At 59.8% G+C, this 18182-nt stretch carries 18 protein-coding genes and 1 riboswitch; of the genes, 7 read left to right on the top strand and 11 right to left on the bottom strand.

The window, feature by feature from the left end; genetic code table 11:
* The first annotated feature begins 227 nt into the window (after nt 1-227).
* Complete coding sequence (locus ACEN9A_RS27850) at nt 228-779, top strand: cytochrome b (RefSeq protein WP_018928735.1); 552 nt, start codon at nt 228-230, stop codon at nt 777-779.
* Nucleotides 780-811: 32 nt separating this feature from the next.
* The gene (locus tag ACEN9A_RS27845) at nt 812-1405 is read left to right on the top strand and encodes a YceI family protein (protein ID WP_018928736.1); all 594 of its coding nucleotides are present in this window, start codon (nt 812-814) and stop codon (nt 1403-1405) included.
* A gap of 169 nt (nt 1406-1574) precedes the next feature.
* On the opposite strand, the gene rhlE2 is transcribed toward ACEN9A_RS27845, so the two are convergent.
* The 4 genes from rhlE2 to ahcY all read right to left on the bottom strand — a co-directional run bounded on the left by rhlE2 (nt 1575) and on the right by ahcY (nt 7017).
* Nucleotides 1575-3428: an RNA helicase RhlE2 gene (rhlE2, locus tag ACEN9A_RS27840; protein WP_258671450.1), complete on the bottom strand. Its 1854-nt coding sequence runs from the start codon at nt 3426-3428 to the stop codon at nt 1575-1577.
* Nucleotides 3429-3650: 222 nt separating this feature from the next.
* Entirely contained in the window at nt 3651-4466 is an 816-nt protein-coding gene (locus ACEN9A_RS27835; RefSeq protein WP_258671448.1) for a substrate-binding periplasmic protein, read from the bottom strand.
* A gap of 169 nt (nt 4467-4635) precedes the next feature.
* Complete coding sequence (metF, locus tag ACEN9A_RS27830) at nt 4636-5481, bottom strand: methylenetetrahydrofolate reductase [NAD(P)H] (protein WP_258671446.1); 846 nt, start codon at nt 5479-5481, stop codon at nt 4636-4638.
* Nucleotides 5482-5607: 126 nt separating this feature from the next.
* A complete protein-coding gene (ahcY, locus tag ACEN9A_RS27825; protein WP_258671444.1) occupies nt 5608-7017 on the bottom strand; it encodes an adenosylhomocysteinase in 1410 nt (469 codons plus the stop codon).
* Nucleotides 7018-7040: 23 nt separating this feature from the next.
* A riboswitch (S-adenosyl-L-homocysteine riboswitch) is annotated at nt 7041-7139 on the bottom strand.
* Nucleotides 7140-7337: 198 nt separating this feature from the next.
* Here ahcY and ACEN9A_RS27820 point away from each other — a divergent pair.
* Both ACEN9A_RS27820 and ACEN9A_RS27815 read left to right on the top strand, forming a co-directional pair.
* The gene (locus ACEN9A_RS27820; RefSeq protein WP_309475222.1) at nt 7338-7742 is read left to right on the top strand and encodes an acyl-CoA thioesterase; all 405 of its coding nucleotides are present in this window, start codon (nt 7338-7340) and stop codon (nt 7740-7742) included.
* 243 nt (nt 7743-7985) lie between these two features.
* The gene (locus ACEN9A_RS27815) at nt 7986-8873 is read left to right on the top strand and encodes a formate/nitrite transporter family protein (RefSeq protein ID WP_258671442.1); all 888 of its coding nucleotides are present in this window, start codon (nt 7986-7988) and stop codon (nt 8871-8873) included.
* 6 nt (nt 8874-8879) lie between these two features.
* Here ACEN9A_RS27815 and ACEN9A_RS27810 read toward each other — a convergent pair whose 3' ends face one another.
* Nucleotides 8880-10049, bottom strand: a complete 1170-nt coding sequence (locus ACEN9A_RS27810; RefSeq protein WP_258671441.1) for an MFS transporter — start codon at nt 10047-10049, stop codon at nt 8880-8882.
* A 211-nt stretch (nt 10050-10260) separates the two neighbouring features.
* Here ACEN9A_RS27810 and ACEN9A_RS27805 point away from each other — a divergent pair, with 211 nt between their 5' ends.
* A complete protein-coding gene (locus tag ACEN9A_RS27805; RefSeq protein ID WP_018928744.1) occupies nt 10261-11094 on the top strand; it encodes an EamA family transporter in 834 nt (277 codons plus the stop codon).
* Nucleotides 11095-11144: 50 nt separating this feature from the next.
* The gene (locus ACEN9A_RS27800) at nt 11145-11531 is read left to right on the top strand and encodes an MAPEG family protein (RefSeq protein WP_258671439.1); all 387 of its coding nucleotides are present in this window, start codon (nt 11145-11147) and stop codon (nt 11529-11531) included.
* A gap of 118 nt (nt 11532-11649) precedes the next feature.
* On the opposite strand, the gene mltA is transcribed toward ACEN9A_RS27800, so the two are convergent.
* On the bottom strand, nt 11650-12822 hold the full coding sequence (gene mltA / locus ACEN9A_RS27795) for a murein transglycosylase A (RefSeq protein WP_019650252.1): 1173 nt from the start codon (nt 12820-12822) through the stop codon (nt 11650-11652).
* Between the two features lie 128 nt (nt 12823-12950).
* Here mltA and ACEN9A_RS27790 point away from each other — a divergent pair, with 128 nt between their 5' ends.
* Complete coding sequence (locus ACEN9A_RS27790) at nt 12951-13400, top strand: c-type cytochrome (protein WP_258671436.1); 450 nt, start codon at nt 12951-12953, stop codon at nt 13398-13400.
* A 20-nt stretch (nt 13401-13420) separates the two neighbouring features.
* Here ACEN9A_RS27790 and ACEN9A_RS27785 read toward each other — a convergent pair whose 3' ends face one another.
* From ACEN9A_RS27785 to ACEN9A_RS27765, 5 genes are all read right to left on the bottom strand, one after another.
* Nucleotides 13421-13816, bottom strand: a complete 396-nt coding sequence (locus ACEN9A_RS27785) for a DUF1090 domain-containing protein (protein ID WP_258671434.1) — start codon at nt 13814-13816, stop codon at nt 13421-13423.
* Nucleotides 13817-13908: 92 nt separating this feature from the next.
* Nucleotides 13909-15588 (bottom strand): NAD-dependent DNA ligase LigB, encoded by a 1680-nt coding sequence (gene ligB, locus ACEN9A_RS27780; protein ID WP_258671432.1) that lies wholly within the window; start codon nt 15586-15588, stop codon nt 13909-13911.
* Between the two features lie 146 nt (nt 15589-15734).
* Complete coding sequence (gene metK, locus ACEN9A_RS27775; protein WP_007937912.1) at nt 15735-16925, bottom strand: methionine adenosyltransferase; 1191 nt, start codon at nt 16923-16925, stop codon at nt 15735-15737.
* 18 nt (nt 16926-16943) lie between these two features.
* Nucleotides 16944-17939 carry an ArsR/SmtB family transcription factor gene (locus ACEN9A_RS27770; RefSeq protein ID WP_019580651.1) on the bottom strand — a complete coding sequence of 332 codons (996 nt, stop codon included), beginning with the start codon at nt 17937-17939 and terminating at the stop codon, nt 16944-16946.
* 12 nt (nt 17940-17951) lie between these two features.
* Nucleotides 17952-18182, bottom strand: coding sequence for a hypothetical protein (locus tag ACEN9A_RS27765; protein ID WP_258671430.1), 231 nt, complete (start codon nt 18180-18182; stop codon nt 17952-17954).

Raw genomic sequence — 18182 nt, 5'->3', positions numbered from 1 at the left:
ACCTGCAATGAAAGCCACTGTTAAATGTGACAGATCTGACGAGTGGTATCGGCCCTCAAAGGAATATAAGGAGGGTACGTGAAGGTTTTTTCCTCCGGTTAACACTCTCTTAACCTCTCGGCCCCAAGGTCTTGATCGTATTTCTCGATATTTCAGAGCGAAATTTTCCGCTTTAAATCGATAGATAACTCGATAGTCTTGGGCGCAGTTCTTACAGGATTTGGGCAATGCAGCTACGTAACTCTTCTTCCCGCTACGGTTGGGTCAGCATCTTTATGCACTGGGGTGTGGCGTTGGCCGTCTTCGGCCTGTTTGCGTTGGGGTTGTGGATGGTCGGTCTCGATTACTACAGCACCTGGCGTAAAGACGCGCCGGATCTGCACAAGAGCATTGGTCTGGTGTTATTTGCCGTGATGTTGCTGCGGGTAGTGTGGCGCTTCATCAGCCCACCGCCGCCGCTCCTGCCAAGCTATAGCCGCATGACCCGCCTTGGCGCCAAGTTCGGCCATTCGTTCCTTTATCTCAGTCTGTTCGCTGTGATGATTGCCGGTTATCTGATTTCCACCGCAGACGGTGTCGGAATTCCGGTGTTTGGCCTGTTTGAAATTCCTGCACTGGTTTCCGGACTACCGGACCAGGCAGACACCGCGGGTGTGATTCATTTGTACCTGGCCTGGCTGCTGGTAATTTTTTCCGGTTTCCATGCGTTGGCTGCATTGAAGCACCACTTTATCGATCGTGATGCGACCCTGACGCGAATGCTGGGGCGCAAAGCCTGATGTTCTACCTCGACTCCAAAGGAATAGAAAGCATGTTGAAAAAGACGCTCGCCGCTCTGGCAATCGGTTCTGCTCTGCTGTCGGCTAACGTGATGGCGGCCGACTATGTGGTCGACAAAGAAGGCCAGCACGCCTTTGTTGACTTCAAGATCAGCCACCTGGGTTACAGCTACATCATCGGTACCTTCAAGGATATCGACGGCAAGTTCAGCTTCGACGCTGCCAAGCCTGAAGACAGCAAGATCGAGTTCAATGTGCGCACCGCCAGCGTGTTCACCAACCACGCCGAACGCGACAAGCACATCGCCAGCGGTGACTTCCTGAACGTGGGCAAATTCGCCGACGCCAAGTTCGTCTCCACCAGCGTCAAACCTACCGGTAAAAACGCCGCAGGCAAAGACACTGCCGACGTGACCGGCAACCTGACCCTGCTGGGCGTGACCAAGCCAATCGTGGTCAAAGCCACGTTCCTGGGTGAAGGCAAGGATCCATGGGGCGGCTACCGTGCCGGCTTCGAAGGCACCACCAGCATCAAGCGTTCCGATTTCGGCAAGCAGAAAGACCTGGGCCCAGCGTCCGACGCGGTCGATCTGTACGTGACGTTTGAAGGTGTCAAAGCGAAGTAACCTGCGCGCCTGACATAAAAAACGCCCCTGATCTCATGATCCGGGGCGTTTTTTATGGTCTGCCAGAATCCATACGGACGGCACCGAGCCCGCTCCCGCAGGTTTCTTCGCGAGCATAAAAAATGCCCCGGTCTTTCGATCCGGGGCATTTCTCATGGTTTTGAAAAACTCAGCGGTTGCGGGTCAGCAACGCTGGTTTTTCGCCGCGCGGACGGCCTGGCAGTTGATCCAGTTGCTCAGGGGTCGGGAAGCGATCGCTTTTCGACTCCTTGTGAATGATCTTCGGTGCCGGGCTCCTCGGGTTTTGCACGGCCGGTTCCGAACGAGACTGGTCGTCACGGGCCGGACGGCGGTTGCGGGACTCTTCGCGACGGGCCTGGCCGTCACGTGGAGCGCCGTTGCGTGGGCCACTGCGCTTGGCCGGTGGGGTGCCGGTGGTTGCGCCGCTGCTGTTGCGCGGACCGTTCTGGCGACCTTGTGGCTGACCGGCGCGCGGAGCGCCAGCGCCTTGTGCCGGTGCGCCCGGACGGCGGCCACGGCCCTGAGCCGGTTTGGCTTGGGGCACGTAGTCGACGCGGTTACCGAAGTTATCGATATCGTCGTCCAGGAACTCGTCCGGAGCACGGTCGGCGGCGCGAGGAGCCGGGCGCTGTTGTTCGCGGGCCGGAGTGCCTTCGCGTGGCTTGTGTTCACGGGCCGGGCGCTCGCCACGGCCAGCGGCAGGCTTTTCCTTGCCGCCCTTGTCCTTGCCTTTGTCTTTCCGACCGCCACCACCACCGCTGCCGTTCGGGCCGTCGCCGCGCGGGCCACGTGGAGCGCGTGGGTTACGTACATCCGGACGCTCGCGAACTTCCGGTTTCTCGGCTTCCACAGCGCTGGAGTCGAAGCCCATCAGGTCGCCGTCGGCGATTTTCTGCTTGGTCATGCGCTCGATGCTTTTCAGCAGTTTTTCTTCGTCCGGAGCGACCAACGAGATCGCCTCGCCCGAACGACCGGCACGGCCGGTACGACCGATACGGTGCACGTAATCTTCGTCGACGTTTGGCAGTTCGAAGTTGACCACATGAGGCAACTGGTCGATGTCGAGGCCACGAGCAGCAATGTCGGTGGCGACCAGGATGCGCACTTCACCGGCCTTGAAGTCGGCCAGGGCTTTGGTGCGGGCGTTCTGGCTCTTGTTGCCGTGGATCGCGACGGCGGTGAGGCCGTGTTTGTCCAGGTACTCGGCCAGGCGGTTGGCGCCGTGCTTGGTGCGGGTGAATACCAGCACCTGTTCCCAGGCGCCGGCAGTAATCAGGTGCGCGAGCAACGAACGCTTGTGGCTGGCGGCCAGACGGAATACGCGTTGTTCGATCCGCTCGACCGTGGTGTTCGGTGGCGTGACTTCGATGCGTTCCGGGTTGTGCAGCAGCTTGCCGGCGAGGTCGGTGATGTCTTTGGAGAACGTCGCCGAGAACAACAGGTTCTGCCGTTTGGCCGGGAGGCGGGCGAGGACCTTTTTCACGTCATGGACAAAGCCCATGTCGAGCATGCGGTCGGCTTCGTCCAGCACGAGGATTTCCACGTGGGACAAATCGACACTGCCTTGGCCGGCGAGGTCGAGTAGGCGACCCGGGCAGGCCACCAGCACGTCGACACCACGGGACATGGCTTGAACCTGCGGGTTCATGCCGACGCCACCGAAGATGCAGGCGCTGACGAACTTCAGGTCACGGGCATAGACCTTGAAGCTCTCGTGCACCTGAGCTGCGAGTTCGCGGGTTGGGGTCAGGACCAGTACGCGTGGTTGGCGCGGGCCGTGACGCTGGGATTTGTCCGGGTGACCGTTGGGAAACAACCGCTCCAGAATCGGAAGGGCGAAGCCACCGGTTTTACCAGTACCTGTCTGAGCCGCAACCATCAGGTCGCGACCTTGCAACACGGCGGGAATGGCCCGCTGTTGCACCGGAGTAGGCTCGGTATAGCCCGCTGCCTCGATGGCGCGGACTAAAGCCTCGGAGAGACCGAGGGAAGCAAAGGACATGAGTAATCCTGTTTTAGTTAGGGCTTGGCCCAATGGGAGTCTTGCCTGGCGCGAATGGCGTTTAAGAGGACGCAATCCCGTCCGGTCCTGCTGGGCCTCGAAGGCTCGTCTGGAGCGCTCGCGCGGGCTGAAAAGCTGCGCTGTAGCGGGATCGAGATGCCTTGAACAAGTCCGAGCGTCCGGGCGTGAGCCTGGCGGGAAGGCCGGAGTATAACAGAGCAATCACTGCGCGCCGCTTTCCTGCTGCTCAACGGTTTTTCCGCCGGTTGCGGTGGCGCTGGCGGCCCGGGCTTCGGTAGCCGGACCGGCACCATAGCGGGAGCTCAGTTCGGCATAGGCCGGTTCGCGCTTGAAGCGCTTGAGCTCGGCACCGAAACGCTGCACCAACAAATCCATCCCGGCATTGCGGCGCACCGCCAGATACTGGCTTTGCTGGCTGATGACAGTCGGGTTCTCGGTGATCTTGTCGCGGATGTCCAGTTGATCGAGCAAGTGCTGGCCGACCCGGTGATCGGTGATCAACAGGTCGATCCGCCCGCGCACCAGTTTGCCGAAGTTGGCTTCATGGGTAGGCGCCGGTTCCCGGGTAAACAACGTCGATTCGCTGAAGTCCTTGCTGTACAGGTAGCCCGGCGAGGTGCCGATGGTCAGGCCTTTCAGGTCGTCCAGGGTGCGAAACGGGAACGGCCGTTCATTGGCGTAGAACATCACGAATTCGACTTGCGAGAGCGGTTCGCTGGGGTAGAGCAGAGTCGCTTCGCGTTCATCGCTGTGGAAAATATCCAGCACACCGTCCGCCTGGCCTTGCTCAAGCATCGACAGGCAGCGCTTCCACGGCAAGAACTGCCATTCCACGTCAATCCCGAGACGTTTGAAGACAATGGCCGTGGTTTCGTAGTCGAGCCCGAGGTTCTTGCCGCCTTCTTCATAGACGTAGGGCGCCCAGGGTTCGGTGACAATACGCAGCTTCTCGCCCCGAGCGGTGGAGCTCAGGCAAGTGAATAGAAGCACGGTCAGTAACTGGGCGATCAGGGGCATGGCTTGAGATTACGACGAGAAATCATAAAGAGCCAGAAACCGGATCCAGAAGCTCTGGATCGGGCATTAAAAGCAAAAGATCGCAGCCTTCGGCGGCGCCTGCAGAGGTACATATTCCCCTGGAGGCGCTGCCGAAGACTGCGATCTCTTGATCTTGCGTTAACGGCTATTAGCGCGGCAACTTCAGGTTGTTCCACACCGCCAGGCTCGGTTCAGCCTGGTTCAGGGTGTAGAAGTGCAGCCCCGGTGCGCCACCTTGCAACAGGCGTTCGCACATCTCGGTGATGACTTGCTCACCAAAGCTTTGAATGCTCTGGGTGTCGTCGCCGTAGGCTTCCAGTTGCTTGCGGATCCAGCGCGGGATTTCCGCACCGCAAGCGTCGGAGAAGCGCGCCAGCTTGCTGTAGTTGGTGATCGGCATGATCCCCGGCACGATCGGGATGTTCACACCCTTCGCCTGTACACGCTCGACGAAGTAGAAATAACTGTCGGCGTTGAAGAAGTACTGGGTGATCGCACTGTTGGCACCGGCGTTGGCCTTGCGCACGAAGTTGTTGAGATCATCTTCGAAATTGCGCGCTTGCGGATGCATTTCCGGGTAAGCGGCGACTTCGATGTGGAAATGATCGCCAGTCTCTTCACGAATGAATTCAACCAGGTCATTGGCGTGGCGCAACTCGCCGCTGGCCATGCCCATGCCCGAGGGCAGGTCACCGCGAAGCGCAACGATTCGCTGGATGCCGGCTGCCTTGTACTGGGTCAGCAGACCGCGCAGGTCGTTCTTGCTGTCACCCACGCAAGACAGATGCGGAGCGGCAGGGACTTTGACTTCACTTTCCAGCTGCAACACGGTGTTGAGGGTGCGATCACGAGTCGAACCGCCAGCGCCGTAGGTGCAGGAGAAGAAGTCGGGATTGTAGGTCGCCAGCTGACGGGCAGTGGCGATCAGTTTTTCATGCCCAGCATCGGTCTTCGTCGGGAAGAATTCGAAGCTGTAGCGACGTTCTTGGGACATGGTCATATCCTTGGAAACACGTAAGCCGGACGCTGGCCCCGGTAGGAGCTGCCTTAGGCTGCGATCTTTTAAGATCAAAAGATCGCAGGCTTCGCCAGCTCCTGCGCAGAGCGGTCAATCAGCGTATCAGTAGCGGTAAGCGTGCGGCTTGAACGGGCCTTCGACGGTGACGCCGATGTAGTCAGCCTGTTGCTTGGTCAGTTGAGTGACCACGCCGCCGAAACCGCGGACCATTTCCAGGGCCACTTCTTCGTCGAGTTTTTTCGGCAGTACTTCAACGGTCAGGCGCTCGGCTTTCTGGGCTGGCGACAGGTCGGCGTACTTCTGGCCGAACAGGAAGATCTGCGCCAGAACCTGGTTGGCGAACGAACCGTCCATGATGCGGCTTGGGTGACCAGTGGCGTTACCCAGGTTAACCAGACGGCCTTCAGCCAGCAGGATCAGGTAGTCGTCGTTCTGGGCGTCGAAAGCGCCTGGACCGGTGCGGTGAACCTTGTGAACCTGCGGCTTCACTTCTTCCCATGCCCAGTTCTTGCGCATGAAAGCGGTGTCGATTTCGTTGTCGAAGTGACCGATGTTGCAGACAACAGCGCGTTTCTTCAGGGCTTTGAGCATGTTCGCGTCGCAAACATTGACGTTACCGGTGGTGGTTACGATCAGGTCGATCTTGCCCAGCAGCGCTTTGTCGATGCTCGCTTCGGTACCGTTGTTGATGCCGTCGATGAACGGCGAAACCAGTTCGAAACCGTCCATGCAGGCTTGCATGGCGCAGATCGGGTCGACTTCGGAGACCTTAACGATCATGCCTTCCTGACGCAGGGACTGGGCCGAGCCCTTGCCCACGTCACCGTAACCGATGACCAGCGCTTGCTTGCCGGACAGCAGGTGGTCGGTGCCGCGCTTGATCGCGTCGTTCAGGCTGTGACGGCAGCCGTACTTGTTGTCGTTCTTGCTCTTGGTCACCGAGTCGTTGACGTTGATGGCCGGGATTTTCAGCTCGCCCTTGGCCAGCATGTCCAGCAGACGGTGAACGCCGGTGGTGGTTTCTTCGGTGACGCCGTGAACGCGATCCAGTACTTGTGGGTACTTCTTGTGCAGTAGCTCGGTCAGGTCGCCGCCATCGTCGAGGATCATGTTGGCATCCCAAGGCGCGCCATCTTTCAGGATGGTTTGCTCCAGGCACCACTCGTACTCTTCTTCAGTCTCGCCTTTCCAGGCGAACACCGGGATGCCGGCAGCGGCGATGGAAGCGGCGGCCTGATCCTGAGTCGAGAAAATGTTGCAGGACGACCAGCGTACTTCGGCACCCAGGGCAACCAGGGTTTCGATCAGCACGGCAGTCTGAATAGTCATGTGGATGCAGCCGAGAATCTTCGCGCCCTTGAGCGGTTGCTCGACGGAGTACTTGCGGCGCAGACCCATCAGGGCCGGCATTTCGGATTCGGCGATGATGGTTTCGCGACGGCCCCAGGCAGCCAGGGACATGTCGGCGACTTTGTAATCGTTAAAATCTGCAGGCGTGATAACAGCGCTCATGAAGAGCCTCCATTCGTAATGTATGCGAATGGGCGCCGTTGTGCGTTTAGTGTCTGGCCGTGGCCAGTCAACGCCCCATCCGAGCCTGACAGGTTGAACCTGCTGCAGCGCCCCTCGGACAGGTGGCGGGAAAACGGTATCAATGGAACGTTACCGTTTTGAAACGGGGGCGATTATAGCGGGCTATGCTGATCTTCCAAAGCGTTTCTGTTGGTCAATGTCCGAACGGTAATCGAGACCATAGTCGATGCTGAATAGAGCTCTAGTCCGGGCTCTGCCATGATGGCCGGCATCAATCGGCAAGACGGTCAGGAGTGAGTATGAATTTCCACACCCGCAAATGGGTAAAACCCGAAGACCTCAACCCCAACGGCACGCTGTTCGGCGGCAGCTTGCTGCGCTGGATCGACGAAGAAGCGGCGATCTACGCCATCGTCCAGCTGGGTAATCAGCGCGTGGTCACCAAGTACATTTCCGAAATCAACTTCGTCAGCGCCTCGCGTCAGGGCGACATCATCGAGCTGGGCATCACCGCCACCGAGTTCGGTCGCACCTCGATCACCCTGACCTGTGAAGTGCGCAACAAGATCACTCGCAAGAGCATCTTGACCGTAGAGAAGATGGTGTTCGTGAACCTGGGCGAAGACGGCTTGCCCGCGGCGCATGGCCGGACCGAGATCAGGTACGTCAAAGACCAGTTCAAGGATGACGTGATCGGCGGGTGATTGTTGTTTCTGTGGCTAGGGAGCTTGCTCCCGTTGGGCCGGGCTGGCGCTCCAGCGCGAAGCGGCCCTGAAATCTGTCATTGGGTTCTTTCAGGCAGGCTTCACGTCAGCTTACGACTGCTTCGCACCCCAGCGGGAGCAAGCTCCCTCGCCACAGGGTTTGCTGCGTTCCCCTGGTAGTGAACAGCTCCGAACCCCGCGTGTCGTACGTAAACGACACGCCACCGGTTCAGGAGCAGCCTTATGGACACGCCCAAAGACGGCAAGACCCCGGAGCTCTCGGCACAGGAACAGCGCGAGGTCGACAAGAACCAGCCCCCGCGGGCGGCGGTGCTGCACGAAATCATTCGCACCCAAGGCGACCAGGAACTCGAGCGCAGTGTTGCGGCGCTGTGGTGGTCGGCCCTGGCGGCTGGCCTGACCATGGGCCTGTCGCTGATGGGCATGGGGCTGCTCAATTCGCGCCTGCCGGACGGCGAAGGCTTCAAGGTGATCGCCAGCTTCGGGTACTGCGCCGGTTTTCTCGCGGTGATTCTCGCTCGTCAGCAACTCTTCACCGAAAACACCCTGACCGCCGTGCTGCCGATCATGAGCAAGCCGACGCTGGGTAATGTCGGTCGGTTGCTGCGGCTTTGGACGGTGGTGCTGGTGGGCAATCTCTGCGGTACCTTGCTGGTGGCGTATGTGATGCTGCATCTGCCGATTTTCGACAGCAAGACCGATCTGGCCTTCCTTGAGATCGGGCGCAAGGTCATGGAGAACGATGCCGGCAAGATGCTCGCCAAAGGCATCATCTCCGGCTGGATGATCGCCACCATGGTCTGGATGATCCCGTCCATGGAAAGCGCCAAGATGTGGATCATCATCCTCATCACCTATTTCATGGCGCTGGGCGATTTCACCCACATCGTGGTCGGATCGGTCGAGGTTTCTTACCTGGTGTTTGCCGGCGAGTTGCCGTGGAAGGATTTTTGGTGGGTGTTCGCAGGTCCCACGCTGGTGGGAAACATTATTGGCGGCAGTTTTATCTTTGCGCTGATCAGTCACGCGCAGATTCGCAGTGAAGGCGGGCCGCCGAAGACCTCTGCGGAGCGGGCTCAGGAATCCGAACCGCAGAAGGTCAAAAAATGATCAATGTCAGCCAGAGACATTGATCGCGGCAGCACTGCGACGTTGCAGGTAGATGAAGAGCAGCGCCGTCAGCAGCGTGAATACGCTGACCAGTGCGCCGGTCCACGGCAAGTCCGCCAGGTCCGCGCCACTGGCCACCACCAGCCCGCCAATCCACGCCCCGGCGGCGTTGCCGAGATTGAATGCGCTTTGATTCAAGGTCGACCCGAGGTTCGGCGCTTCATGGGCCTGATCGATGATCAGCAATTGCAGGATCGGGCACAGCGCAAACGCGAAGATGCCCCACAACACCAGCGTGATCGCCGCCGGTATCACTGAATGGCTGGTTTGGCTGAAGGCGGCCAGCACGATGGCCACGGCCAATGTCATCCCCACCAGCGAAGGCAGCAAGCGACTGTCCGCCAATCGGCCGCCGAGCATGCTGCCCCCGGTCAAGCCGACCCCGAACAACAGCAACATGATGGTTACGCCATGCGGACTGACGCCAGTGATGTCCTGCAGGATCGGCGCAATGTAAGTGAACACGCTGAACAGGCTGGTGGACGCCAGCACGCTCATGCCCAGCGCCAGCAGCACATTGACCTTGCCCAGCACTTTGAATTCGCTGGCCAGGTTGGCTTTGTCCATGGGGATTTCCTTGGGCAGCCAGACCCACTGCGCAATGGCCGCAATCACGCCAATCACCGACACCGCCCAGAAGGTCGAGCGCCAGCCGGCATATTGCCCAAGTGCTGTGCCTAAGGGCACGCCCAGCACATTGGCCAAGGTCAGGCCAGTGAATATCATGGCAATCGCCTGGGCTCGTTTGTTCGGTGCTACCAGACTGGCAGCGACCACTGAGCCGATGCCGAAAAACGCGCCATGGCACAGCGCGGTGATCACTCGTGCAGCCATCAAGGTGGCGTAGTTCGGCGCCAGGGCGCAGAGGATGTTGCCGAGAATGAACATCAGCGTCATGCCCAGCAGTGTGGCTTTGCGCGGCATGTTGGCGGTGCCGACCGCGAGAATCGGCGCGCCGAACACCACGCCCAGGGCGTAACCGGTGATGAGCAGGCCGGCGTGAGGAATGCTCACGGCGAGGTCGCGGGCGACATCGGGCAGCAAGCCCATGATGACGAACTCAGTGGTGCCGATGCCGAAAGCGGCAACGGCCAGTGCAAGCAAGGCTAGTGGCATGCGCAAGGTCTCTGTCGGTAGTCTTGACGCTTTGATCAGGCATACGCAGGCCGACGACCGTTCTCGATGAGAGCGGGCAGAGGCAGGAATTATTGGAATTAGTCTGTGCGCAACTGAGTGCGGCGTGGTCGCTTGCAGTATAAACAGCTGCGGACATATGGCGAATCAAATCTCTGTCCCGCGATGTAGGGGGCAATACAAGGAGTGTGCCGTGCTTGCGACGATTCTGGTGTTGGTGGCGGCGCTGTTGCATGCGGCGTGGAATACCCTGATCAAGTTCAGCGCGGAGCGGCTGTTGGTGGTGGCCTGCATGGACAGCGTGGCGTTGCTGTTTGTCGCGCTGATGCTGCCCTTCGTGGCGCTGCCGCCACTGGATATGTGGCCGTGGATTCTTGCGTCGGCGGCATTCGAGTTGCTCTATCGCTACCTGCTGATCCAGGCCTATCGGGTCGGCGATCTCGGTCTGGTCTATCCGTTGATGCGTGGCCTGTCGCCGCTGGTGGTGCTGGCACTGACGCTGATCTTCGCTGGAGAAGTGCTGACGGCTCAGCAGATCTTCGGGATTTTGCTCATCCCGTTCGGCATGGTGTGCCTGCTCTGGCAGGGCGGTGGCGGGGTGCGCCTGCCGTGGTCGATGCTGCCGGTGGTGGCGCTGATCGGGTTGTGCATCGGTTGCTACACCTTCATCGATGGCCAGGCCTTGCGGCGCTGGTCCCATCCGCTGGACTACCTGGTTTGGGTCACAGTGCTCAGTGCCTGGCCATTCCCATTGCTGGCGCTGGTGCGCAAACGCCCGGCGTTCATGCTGTTCTGGCGTGAGCAGTGGCGGTTGGGGTTGGCGGTCGGGTTCTGCGTATTGTTCAGCTACGCTCTGGTGCTGTGGGCCATGCAGCTCGGATCGATTGCCGAGGCAGCGGCGCTGCGCGAGATCAGCGTGATTCTGGTGGTGCTGTTCGGTATGCGCTACCTCAAAGAACCTTTTGGCAGGCCACGGCTCTTAGCCTGTGGATTGGTATTGATCGGCATGTTGGTGATGAAGTTTTAGTCGCCGCTGATGGAATTCGATTCTCTATAACTTGAAGAAGGGACTGCGTTATGACGGTTGCTCTGTGGTGCATTTTGATTGCGATCTGCTTACCGTATCTGTGCGCAGGCGTCGCCAGGTTCAGCGGTGGCAAGTTCGGGCTGAAACAGAATCACGACCCGAGGGCGTTTCTGGATTCGCTCGAAGGCGTGGCCAGGCGTGCGCATTCGGCGCAGTTGAACAGCTTTGAAGTGACCCCGGCGTTTGCGGCGGCGGTGATCGTGGCGCATTTGGCTGGCAATGCCGAACTGGTGACGATCAATGTGCTGTCGGTGCTGTTCATCACCAGTCGGCTGCTGTACATCATTTGCTGTCTGGCGGACTGGGCGATTCTGCGGTCGCTGGTGTGGTTTGTGGGGATGGGGTTGATCGTCAGTTTCTTTGTGGTGTCTGTTTGAGAAAGCAAGATCAAAAGATCGCAGCCTGCGGCAGCTCCTACGGGATCGGTGTTCATCTGCGATATTGCGACGAACGCGCTCAATGTAGAAGCTGGCGGAGCCTGCGATCTTTTTGCGTTTAAAGTTTGTCAGCCACCTGCGGTACTTGAGGCAACGCCGCCCCTTTAGGCCAGAGCATCCAGATCTGCCCCTGCTGTTTCATGTCGCCAGCCAACTGCCCGGCCGCATCGCCCGTACCCCAGAACAGATCCGCGCGGACCTCGCCGGCAATCGCGCCGCCGGTATCTTGGGCGGCTACCGGACGCACCAGTGCGCTGCCGTCCGGTCGCGTCGTCGATAACCACAACAAGCTGCCGAGCGGAATCACCTTGCGATCCACTGCCGCGCTATAACCTGCGGTCAATGGCACATTCAGCGAACCGCGCGGCCCTTCGTTGCTGTCCGGGTTGCGATTGAAGAACACGTAGCTGGGGTTGCTGCCGAGCAGTTCGGGAATGCGCGTCGGATTGGCCTTGGCCCAGTTATCGATGGCGCTCATGGTCACCTCTTCTTTCTTCAGCTCGCCCTGATCCACCAGCCAGCGGCCGATAGGTCGATAGGGGTGGCCGTTCTGGTCGGCATAACCAATGCGCAATTGACGGCCATCATCGAGCTGGATGCGCCCCGAACCCTGGATTTGCAGGAATTGCAGGTTCATCGGGTCGGTCAGCCAGGCAATCACCGGCGCCTTCACGCCTTTGGTTTCAATGGTTGCCGCATCGTCGTAAGGCTTGAGCACGCGACCTTCGAGTCGTCCGCGCAGGCGTTTGCCTTTGAGCTCCGGGTAGATACTGTCCAGCGAGACGATGATCATGTCCTCGGGCACGCCGTACACCGGGATGTTCGCTTGCTTGGTCTGGGTCAGGCTGCCGGGATACACCGGTTCGTAGTAACCGGTGATCAGGCCGTTGGGGTTGTCATTGGCGGCGCGCAGGCCGTAGACGTCGAGGTTCTGTTTGAGAAAACCACGGATGTCGCTGGCGGTTGGCTGCACGTTGGCGGAAGCGGCACAGGTGCCACCCCAGACCGGGTCGGCCTTGAGTCGGGTGCAGGCGCTGCGCCAGGAGCCAAAACCGGCGACGAGGTCGTTGTCGGACACCGCTGGAAGGGCTTCCCAGGTAGCGCTGGAGTAGGTCGCCAGTGCGTGGGTTTTCGGTGTGCTGCTGTCGCCACCGGTGCAGCCCGCAAGCACGGCCACCATCGGAAGGGTCCAGGCCAGGTTGTGACGCCACGCCTTGAAACGGCTGTTCATGGAGTAATTCCTTTGCCGGTTGCCTGAGTGCTCCATGCGCTCAAACAACCCGTATTGATAATAGGGCTATTGGTCTTTGCCGGTGACGCGAGGATACTGGCCGCCGTTTCCAGTGATCTGAAGCCACCATGACTCTTAAAAGACTCTCTGTTGTATTGCTGGTCTGCCTGACCTTGTCCGCCTGCGGCGGTGTCGACCCGAACTCGCCTCTGGGCCAGCGCAAGGCGATCTTCAAGCAAATGCTCAAGACCGGCGAAGACCTGGGTGGCATGTTGCGTGGGCGTATTCCGTTCGATGGCCCGAAATTCGCCGACGGTGCCGTGAAGCTCGACGCGTTGTCCCATGAGCCGTGGAAGCATTTCCCGCAGGTGCGCGAAGAAGATCACACCAGCGCCAAGGACGATGTCTGGCAGAAGCAGGCACGCTTCCAGGAAATGGCCCGCACCCTTGAAGGCGCCACCGGTGAACTGGTGATCGCCAGCCAGGTTCAACCTTACAAGGCCAGCAACCTGGGGCCGGCGGTGCAGAAAGTCGAAGACGCCTGTAGTGCCTGCCATAAAGAGTTTCGGGATCATTGAGGCGGCGTGTTCAAACCGGATTACTTATCCAGCTCGTCGAGCGCGTCCTGTAAATCCTTGCGCGATTGAGCCAGTTTGTCTTTGCGTTTGTTGATCTTCTCGGCGTCGCCTTTTTTCATCGCCTTGTCGAGGTCGGCCTGACGCCGGCTGACTTCGTGCTTGGCGTCGAGCACCTTGTTTTCCCGTTCCTTCTTCAAGGAAGCGTCGGTGCAATGGGCGGTTACTTCGCTCAGGGCGGTTTCCAGGCCAGCCTGTTGATCGGCGTTGCCGTGAGACTTGGCCAGTTCGATCTGGTTGATGATGCCTTGTTTTTTGGCGGCGCAGCCGGTCAGGCCCGGGGCGTCTTCGTCGGCCATTAATGGAGCGGCCATCACGCTGCACAGGGTTAACACGGCGAGCGGTGAAAGAAGTTTCATAAAGGCTCCAGGTGAAAAAATCGATGTAGCGATGGGCTGTTTGAGCGCATCGGTACCTATGGGTTCCCAGGCTGACGGGCGTCGCCGGGCCGCTAAAAACCGTCAATCCCGGCAACACGTAATGTCTCGCTCAAGGCCAGCACCTGCGGGTCGCGGAAAAATGCGCTCAATTGCGCCGCGCGTCCCGGGCCGATGCCGGTTTCGGCCTGCCATTGTTCGGTGTTTCGTTGCGCCAGCACCTGCCATGAATCTGCGAGCTGTGCCTGGCCGGTCGGCGGCAAGCCCAGGGCTTTGAGCCAGCGAGCGAACGGTCGTTGTCGGGCGCTGTTGAAACTGTCCAAAAGACGAGCACTACTGCGTTCGCCGAAGCCGTCAATGTTAGCAAGCTCTTGCTCGTCGAGGGTCAACCAATCGAGCAAGTTGTCGAGACGTTCGGCCTTGAGCAGTTTCTCCCAGGTGCCCGGCCCGACATGCGGCAAGGCCAGCCCCTGTTTGCCGCTGAGCCAGGCCAGGCGTGCGAGAAACTGGCTTTCGCATCCGGGTGTCGGCTGCCAGCAACTCAACGGATGAAAATCTGCTGCCAGCGGTGCGTTCAATTCAGTCCGTTCGGTGCTGCGCAATACCACACCGTCGAGCCTGGGGATGGTCAGCCCGGCCAGGCTGATGGCGACCTGATCGCCGGGACGAATGTCCAGCGCTTCCCAGCGCTGCAGGGAACTGACGCTGACACGCTTGATCTGCCGGTCATCGAGCATCACCGGTGCCAGATCCAGCACCGGTGTGATCCGGCCGGTTCGTCCAATCTTGAAGTGGACCTTGCGCACTTCGGCCAATGCCTGGGCGAAGGGGTATTTCCAGGCAGCGCTCCAGTAAGGCGTTTTCGCCTGCCAGCGCTCGGCCGCCGGGCGCTGGCTCTGACGCAAAACGACGCCATCACTGGCGAAGGGTAGAGGCGAGCGATACCAGTGATCGCGCCAGCGTTTGGCATCGGCAAATGCCTCGATCGGCAGGCTGTAGGGCACGGTACTCGGGAACCCCAGCTCATCCAGAGCCGCCACGCGGGTGGGCAGGCTTTTCGGGCCTTGCGGCCAGTCCCAGACAAACAGGCCGATACCGGCGGCATGCTCAGGGTTCAGCGCTTTGCGTGCCATTAATCCGGCCACTGTGGCGCGGGCATTGAGGCTGCCGGCCTCGGCTTGCACGTGTTCGGTCAGGCGCCAATAGAGTTCGCCTTGCAGCAGCAGGTCCAGCGGTTGCGCAAGTTTTTGAGGGATGGCGGCGATCTGGCGCGCCGAGGCAGTCCAGTCGTGGCCGGTTACTCCGTCACCACGACTGATCGCCTTGTGCAGCCAGCCGTTGCGATAGATCAACGTTACCGCCACGCCGTCGACCTTGGGTTGAATCCAGACCTCATCCCGACTTTTCAGCCAGGCTTCGACGGCGTGCTCGTCGCGCAGTTTTTCCAGGCCGGTGTGGGCGATGGGGTGAGCAATCGTGCCACCGGCAGTACGCAACGGTTCGGCTGAAGGGCCTGAGTCAAAACACTCGCGCCATTCACTTAGTCGTATGCGGGATTGATCATAGAGTTCATCGGCGACCAAAGAGCGTCCTTCGCGATGATAGCTGTCGTCCCAGAGGTCGATTCGCTTTTGCAGTGCGTTGATTTCGTCCAGAGCGCGGGCCGGCGGCCAATCAGGGCAGTCGGCGGCATTGGCGGTCAGGCAGGTGAGAGTCAGCAGGAAACCGAAAAACAGGCGCAGGTTGAGCAGCATCGAGAGCGTCCTTGCTCGTTGGGATGCTTTCAAGGCTAGACAGGTTTCGGGTGTGGAGTGCAGAGGTGTAATTCTGCGTGTTTCGGGGTCATGAAAAAGCCCCGCACGGCGAACCGTGCGGGGCTTTTTGTACAACTGGAGAAGTCTTACAGGCCGGCAGCAGAACGCAGAGCGTCGGCGCGGTCGGTTTTTTCCCAGGTGAACGTGGTGAACGTATCGTCGCCCACGGTTTTGGTTTCCGGGGTGCGACCGAAGTGGCCGTACGCCGCGGTGTCCTGGTACATCGGGTGCAGCAGGTCGAGCATGGTGGTAATCGCGTATGGACGCAGGTCGAACACTTCGCGGACCAGTTTGACGATCTTGTCGTCGCTGATCTTGCCGGTGCCGAAGGTGTTCAACGAAATCGAAGTCGGTTGAGCGACGCCGATTGCGTAGGAAACCTGAATCTCGCAACGCTCGGCCAGGCCGGCAGCTACGATGTTCTTGGCCACATAACGACCGGCGTAGGCAGCCGAACGGTCAACCTTCGATGGATCTTTACCGGAGAACGCGCCGCCGCCGTGACGGGCCATGCCGCCGTAGCTGTCAACGATGATCTTGCGACCGGTCAGGCCGCAGTCGCCCACCGGGCCACCGATGATGAACTGGCCAGTCGGGTTGATGTGGAACTGGGTGTCCTTGGACAGCAGCTCGGCAGGCAGTACGTGCTTGACGATCAGTTCCATCACGCCTTCGCGCAGGTCTTTGTAGGACACTTCCGGGTTGTGCTGGGTCGACAGTACAACGGCGTCGATACCGACAACCTTGCCGTTTTCGTAGCGGCAAGTCACTTGCGACTTGGCGTCTGGACGCAGCCAAGGCAGCAGGCCGGACTTGCGGGCTTCGGCCTGGCGCTGAACCAGTTGGTGCGAGAAGGTGATCGGTGCTGGCATCAGCACGTCGGTTTCGTTGCTGGCATAGCCGAACATCAGGCCCTGGTCGCCGGCGCCCTGGTCTTCAGGCTTGGCACGGTCAACACCCTGGTTGATGTCGGGGGACTGCTTGCCGATGATGTTCATCACGCCGCAGGTCGCGCCGTCGAAGCCGACATTGGAGCTGTTGTAGCCGATGTCGAGAATCACGTTACGGACGATGTCTTCCAGATCGACCCAGGCCGACGTGGTGACTTCACCTGCGATGATTGCCACGCCGGTTTTCACCAGAGTCTCGCACGCCACGCGGGCGAACTTGTCTTCAGCAATGATGGCGTCCAGCACCGCATCGGAAATCTGGTCGGCGATTTTGTCCGGATGTCCTTCAGACACGGACTCGGAGGTGAAGAGGGAGTATTCGCTCATCTCGATTTTTTCCTGAATTTACCGATGGTGAGTGTCGCCAGCCGGTCGCTGAAAATGGCGGACCTGAATCTGGAAACCATTACGTAAGCCTACATAGAGGCTTTCCCCGGGAACGAGTCCCGCAGCGGTGGCCCAACGGGCCAGATCGTCCTGTTCAAACCCCAACCAGAGATCACCGCAGGCCTCCCTGGCCCAACTCTGGTTGTGGCTACATAACTCTGTCACTAACAGGCTACCGCCTGGTTGCAGCAAGCCGGCCATGTGCTTGAGCGCTTCGGCCGGCGCGGCAAAATGGTGCAGCACCATGTTCAGTACAACGCAGTCGGCCTGCAGGCTTACGCCGTTCAATGCATCGGCCAATTGCAGGCTGACGTTAGCCAGCGTTTCACGTTCGCAGACCTGACGGGCCAGTTCGAGCATCGCCGGGCTGTTGTCCAGCGCCGTGACCTGAGTGAAACGACGCGCCAGCTCCGGCAGAAATGCGCCATCGCCGGGGCCTACTTCGATGGCCGTGGCGCCGGGGCCGAAACTCAGCTTGTCGAGCAGTGCCACCACGCTTTCGCGGTATTGCGGCAGGCCGGCGATCAAGTCTTGCTGGGCGCGAAACTTCTCCGCGACCCGCGAGAAAAAGTCCTGGCTGGCCGCCTCACGTTGCCCGTGGACCTGACCGATCCGCGCCTGGACGTCAGTCGGCAGGGTCAGGTTATCCACTTCTTCGAGCAGCGCGGCATGCAGCTTGCCGCCCAGCAGGTCGGTGTGGGGCAGGGCACGACGGTAGAAAATCGCATTGCCTTCACGGCGGGTCGCCACCAGGTCGGCCTGGGCCAATACCTTGAGGTGATGACTCATGCCGGACTGACCGATGCCGAAGATCTGCGCCAGTTCCAGTACGCCGAACGAATCGTTGGCCAGCGCGCGCAATACATTCAGCCGCAGAGGATCGCCGCCGGCCTTGCACAGGGCCGCCAGCTCATCGCAATCGTCATGTTGAATGGAAGGCACGCGCAGATTCATAAGGCCAGCAGTCTAGTGACGCTCAGAAAACACCGCAAGAGCAATATCAAAAAGTTTTGATATTGGTCGATAGATGGCACTTCTTAACGTTAGTTTCAGTCCACAAACCAACAGCGGAAAGGTTTCATCAGCCGAATACGTCGTTATCCATTGGAAAAACGCCTTTGGATGACTATCTGTCATTGCCCCGAGGCGGGTCGGTGAGGGAAAATGCTCGCCTTTTTTCCGTTTCGTTTTATTCAC

It is taken from the genome of Pseudomonas sp. Pseusp18 (assembly GCF_059506005.1).
The sequence above is the reverse complement of the archived record's forward strand: the minus strand, read 5'-3'. Positions and strand labels throughout refer to the sequence as shown.